Origin of the sequence: Micromonospora sp. MP36, from assembly GCF_008119785.1 — a bacterium.
Taxonomy (GTDB): Bacteria; Actinomycetota; Actinomycetes; order Mycobacteriales; family Micromonosporaceae; genus Micromonospora.
This window is the reverse complement of sequence record NZ_VSFA01000211.1, coordinates 1-4,684: the sequence shown is the minus strand read 5'-3', so window position 1 is coordinate 4,684 and position 4,684 is coordinate 1. Positions and strand designations below refer to the sequence as shown.

At 69.0% G+C, this 4,684-nt stretch carries 5 protein-coding genes and 2 pseudogenes; 3 read left to right on the top strand and 4 right to left on the bottom strand.

Translation table 11 applies throughout. The annotated features are described in order from the left end of the window. From FXF52_RS40420 to FXF52_RS40410, 3 genes and pseudogenes are all read right to left on the bottom strand, one after another. Positions 1–231: pseudogene (locus FXF52_RS40420) on the bottom strand (VanZ family protein); the annotation flags it as partial. A gap of 220 nt (positions 232–451) precedes the next feature. Beyond that, the gene (locus tag FXF52_RS40415; protein WP_255472910.1) at positions 452–1,111 is read right to left on the bottom strand and encodes a serine hydrolase; all 660 of its coding nucleotides are present in this window, start codon (positions 1,109–1,111) and stop codon (positions 452–454) included. Between the two features lie 226 nt (positions 1,112–1,337). Further along, positions 1,338–1,901: a helix-turn-helix domain-containing protein gene (locus FXF52_RS40410; RefSeq protein ID WP_148804916.1), complete on the bottom strand. Its 564-nt coding sequence runs from the start codon at positions 1,899–1,901 to the stop codon at positions 1,338–1,340. Positions 1,902–2,309: 408 nt separating this feature from the next. Here FXF52_RS40410 and FXF52_RS40405 point away from each other — a divergent pair, with 408 nt between their 5' ends. The 3 genes and pseudogenes from FXF52_RS40405 to FXF52_RS40395 form a co-directional block, all read left to right on the top strand. Beyond that, complete coding sequence (locus tag FXF52_RS40405; protein WP_148804915.1) at positions 2,310–2,612, top strand: hypothetical protein; 303 nt, start codon at positions 2,310–2,312, stop codon at positions 2,610–2,612. A gap of 216 nt (positions 2,613–2,828) precedes the next feature. Next, positions 2,829–3,449: a DinB family protein gene (locus tag FXF52_RS40400; protein WP_148804914.1), complete on the top strand. Its 621-nt coding sequence runs from the start codon at positions 2,829–2,831 to the stop codon at positions 3,447–3,449. Between the two features lie 27 nt (positions 3,450–3,476). After that, positions 3,477–3,698, top strand: a pseudogene (locus tag FXF52_RS40395) (phospho-N-acetylmuramoyl-pentapeptide-transferase); the annotation flags it as partial. 72 nt (positions 3,699–3,770) lie between these two features. Here the strand turns inward: FXF52_RS40395 and FXF52_RS40390 are convergent. Next, positions 3,771–4,541: a suppressor of fused domain protein gene (locus tag FXF52_RS40390; protein WP_255472908.1), complete on the bottom strand. Its 771-nt coding sequence runs from the start codon at positions 4,539–4,541 to the stop codon at positions 3,771–3,773. Between the last annotated feature and the right edge of the window lie 143 nt (positions 4,542–4,684).

Genomic DNA, 4,684 nt, shown 5'->3' with positions numbered 1-4,684 from the left:
AGCCCACACCAGCAGAGCGGCCAACGGCAGGGCGACCAGCATCATGAGCAGCACCCCGTTGAACGTATCGAAGCAGCCGTGCCACCGCCCGGCAAGGCACCTCGGAGCGGACATCATCAGCGGCCGCCGCACGACGAACGCCGCGCTCGCCAGACCGACGATCGCCAGGCTGACGAGCACGATCCTGCGCGTGCGGCGGGGCGGTGCTGACAGGGACGCACTGTGCTTCATGCCCCCATCAAAGCCGGAGGGGAGTTGCGGCGGCGTATGCCCTTTTCCATACGTCCGCGATACACGCAGTGCCCGGCGTCGTCGACCGGCACCTCGGCCCCGACCAAGGCCCGCAGCCGGCGGTCGACGTCGACGGGCTACCGGTCCACGATCCGGGCGGCCAGCGCTTGCTCGGCTTGGTGCCGGCCTTCTTTCTCGTCGTGTCTGCCGCCGGACCGTTTCAGCCACCACCCCCGTCGCCGGGCGTGGCTCCGGTGATGGCCTGCATCTCCCGCCCGATCATCTCCACCAGCGGCACGCCGTCGCGGTTGCTGAGGATGACGCCGACCCAGCCGGTGTCCGGGTAGATGCTCCAGTTGGCGCCGATACCGGGGTTGCCACCGGCGCGCTGGATCGCCCACTGGCCGCCGACGATCTCGGCCGAAGGCCCGTACGTGCCGAACGAGGCCGGGCCCAGGGGGATCTTGGCTGCGGTGAGTACGTCGGACCAGGGCCGGTCCAGCAGCGTGCCGTCGCCCAGCGCGCGGGCGAACCGGATCAGGTCCGGTGCGGTGGCGAAGCCGCCGTCTCCGGGTTCGTCGATGAAGGCGCGACCCGGGTTCCTACCCAAGATGTACGGGTATGGGCTGCCCTTGTCCAGGTTGCGGACGGCGTCGACCTGGCTTCCGTCGACCATTGTCATGTAGGGGTGCGCGATGTGCTTGTCGGTAAGCCACTGGGGTCTGGTGTAAAACGCCGAGCCGGTCATGCCGCAGCGCCAGAAGATGTTCTCCTCGACGTAGTCCCAGTACGTCTTGCCGGTCACGGCCTCCACGATCAGGGCGGGGATGACGGTTTCGGCGCCGGCGTGAAATGCGTTGGGAAGGCCGGGGATGCCCACCAGCTTTCGACTGCCGGGCCCACCGCTCCCAGTACTCGTGGACCTCGTCCCGACTCTGGAAGATACGTTGGATGTCCTCTTCGGGGGTGCTCATCCCGGAGAAGCCGGAGAGCATGTGGTGGATGGTCACCCGCTCGGCGATGTCCTTGGCTCGTGACAGTGAGGTCGCCGTGGCAGCGGCATGGGCTCCGATGCCGCGGTCCACGCCGCGCTGGCGTCGAACCGTTCACCTGCGCTCGATCGCCTCGGAACGGCAGGGGACGCAGCGGCCAGCGGGCTGACCAATATGCCCAGGACGCTGGCACCGGCCGCCGGCGTTTGGCGTGGCCGCGCGCCGCCAGTCGGTCCCGGCTGGCACCGGAGCCCGCCGACTCGTCGGCAGAAGCCGCCGCCACCCCGCAGCGCCCACGGGCGCGTCACCCTTCAATTGGTCTTCAGTACTTCGGGTGACACTCTGGCTGTCACCCCCGGCAGGCGAATTTGGCACCCCCGCCGGCTGTTCTGTCACCCCCGCTGCGGCGGTGGCCCGTCGATCCGGGTGCACCAATCGATAGACGCGGGTGGCGATGCCGGCGACCTTCGACACGACGAGACGACCCAGTTGCACGAGCTTGGCCAGGCATCGTTGCACTGTGCGCTCGGAGCAGCCGACGTACTCGGCGAGGGTGGCCACGGACGGCCAAGCGTTGCCCTCATGGTTGGCGTGGGCGGCGATGGCGATGGCCACCGCTCGCTCGTTCTTCCCAAGATCTTTCGTGGTGAGCAAGGCAGCCTTGACGGCTCGACTCATGGCTTGCAGATCTCCGTCCGTCAGGGTCCGCGGCGCCTGTCGTGGCGCCCCGGGCCGATCTCTGGGTTGAAACCGCCGGCGCTTCCGGTCCGGCGGGGTGCGATTCGTAGGCGAACGTCCTTGCGCCTCTTCGTCAGCAGGCCGTGTCGGGCGGTTGGGTGATGTTGCGTGCTGTCGCCGACGGATCAGCCACCGGCGGACCTGATCGACGCTCAATCCGTCGCCGGGGTCAAGCCACGTCAGCCGGGACCGCCGGCGGACGCATCGGCGCCGCAGATCAGATGCTGAGCGATACGACGCACGGGTTCGCGGCGGCTGAGCGTACTGCTGGACCGGGCCGCCGCCCTGGTGGAGCCGCCGCACCGCACTTCACCGCAAGGTCACGAAACGGGTGCCTGCGGCTCTGCCATGAACTCGGCCGAGCCGCAGGCGGTCTGCGGCCTGGACCGGCTGCCCGACGGGCGGATCCGGCTGCACCTGGCCGACATCGCCCTGGCGCTGGATCCGTCGCCCGGGGAGTGGATCGCCGCCCGGCCGGCCCACGGAGCCGACCAGCCCTGGTCGGCGCGGGCCTTGCCGTATCCAGCTGCCGCAGCGGGAGGCGGTCGCGCTGGTCGGCGGCCTTCTGCGGGCCGGCATGGTGCGGTGCGCCTGATGCTCCCACTCGCCGAAGGGCGCGGTCGACGCTACGGCCGCCAGGGCCGCCGGTGAGCGTCTGCGTCCCCGCCTGCTATCTGTCGATGTTCAGCCGTCGGCGCGGGCGACGAGGCGGGACAGTGCTGTACCAGCGTGGGGAAGGCCAGCCGCAGGGCCTGCGCGGTCAGTCGCAGCAAGATCGTCGTCGGATTCGTGTCGGCGAGTTACGAACCACGGCGCTGTGAGGTCCAGGGCTGCTCCGCTTGCCGTCGGATGGCAAGCTCGTGTCCCATGATCGAGGATTTCGCTAAGGGCCATCTGCACGGCCAGCTCAGGCGGACACGTCAGGCGCTGGTCTGGAAGCTCGAGGGCCTGTCCGAGTACGACGTCCGGCGTCCCTTGACAGCGACGGGGACCAACCTCCTTGGCCTGGTGAAGCACTTGGCGACCCTGGAGGCCTGGTATTTCGGTGAGGTCTTCGGCCGCCCGTACCCGGAGCCGCTGGGGCGATGGCAGGACGCGGACGGCAGCGACCTGTGGGTGACCCCGGATGAGACCCGCGAGCAGATCATCGACTTCTATCAGCGTGCCTGGGGGCATGCGGACGCGACGATCGGAGAGCTTCCCATCGACGCGCCTGGCCACGTGCCGTGGTGGTCGCGGCCGGACGTCAAGCTGTTCAACATCATGGTCCACGTCCTTCAGGAGACCGCCCGGCATGCCGGACACGCCGACATCCTGCGTGAGCAGCTCGATGGCCGGACCGGGGTGATGGCTGAGTACGAGGAGCAGATCGACACGGCGGCCCGGGAGGCGTACTGGGCGAAGATCGAGCGGGCTGCGCAGGAAGCGGCCGGCGGCTCGCATCATGCCGACCTATCCGACACGCATGGCACGGTGGGGACGCCGTGAGAAGTCCGGATCTCGTGAGGTTCGCCCGTGAGGGCGGTCATTGTCGCGGCCGCGGTCGCGTTCATTATCTCCCTGTTCGGCACGCCGGTGGCGATTCGCGTCTTCACCGCGCTCAAGGCCGGCCAGCCGATCCGATCCATCGGGCTCGCCAGCAACCAGGGCAAGAAGGGCACGCCCACGATGGGCGGCGTCGTCTTCATCGCGGCGACCGTCTTCGCGTACGTGGCCGGGCACCTCGCCCTGACCACGCGCCTCCCCGTCAGCACGCGAACGGCGGCAGAAGCGCGCACGTGACCTTGGTCTGCGCGTCCGATCGAGCTGTCAGGCGTACGAGGGCCGGCGCGGGCCCAGCAACTCGGTGACGCGGCCACGGTCGAGGACTTCGATGAGTGCGTCGGTACCGCGTTCGACCTTGACCGCTATCTCCTCTGGGTGCAGAGGGATCAGCGCGAGCAACACGATTCGGATGCCGCCGCCGACGTTGATCGTCCGGGCCTCTGGCGGCACCCGCAGCATCGGCGTGACGACGACTCCGGCGAACGGGGTGTCCGTAGCGTACGGCTGCGCGGGATCGCCGTTCGGCACGGAATGCCATTCGCCGATCCAGGTTCCGTACCCGTGCGGCAGCCGAGCTACCTGCTTGAGGATCCGCAGCGGCCATCCGGTTTCGTCGCCGAGCCCGGCTACCTCGGTCAGCGGCCAATCTGCCGGCAGGCCGAGCATCAGTTCGGCGTACGGGCTGATGTCGTGGCCCTCCGGGACCGTCATCGGCAGCTCACTCATCCCAGAAGTGATCAGCGTCCGGTACGGGCGTTCCTCGGTCGGGGCCACGACATAGACATGCACACCGACCAGGTGCGAGGCGATCTCGTGGTAGACGAACTCGACGGGCCCGAAGTGTTCCTCGATGTGTCGGTCGATAGCGTCGGCGAAGGCCTGCTGCGGCCCTTGCGCCGGTACGAACCCGTCGTGCAGCGACTGATGACGGAGGACTCCTGACCCGCGCGACTCGTCCATGGCGATGCAGCCTATGCAAGGGTCCAACGGGGGCGCGACCGGGGCACGCTCATCGGCACGTCCGCGCGTCGCCACCCGTCAGCCGGCTGCGCTCGACGGGCGGTCTGCGGCAGATGCGTGCGTCGTTCCGCGAGTCCCTTCGTGGAGCCCGGTAGGACCGCCACAAAGTGGCATCTCCCGGTCCAGGGCGACACGGTTCGGAGGGCGCTGGATGAGAG

Coding starts and splice junctions, on each gene's coding strand:
- FXF52_RS40410 (WP_148804916.1), bottom strand. CDS start 1,901: ATGAGTCGAGCCGTCAAGGCTGCCTTGCTCACCACGAAAGATCTTGGG.
- FXF52_RS40400 (WP_148804914.1), top strand. CDS start 2,829: ATGATCGAGGATTTCGCTAAGGGCCATCTGCACGGCCAGCTCAGGCGG.
- FXF52_RS40405 (WP_148804915.1), top strand. CDS start 2,310: ATGAACTCGGCCGAGCCGCAGGCGGTCTGCGGCCTGGACCGGCTGCCC.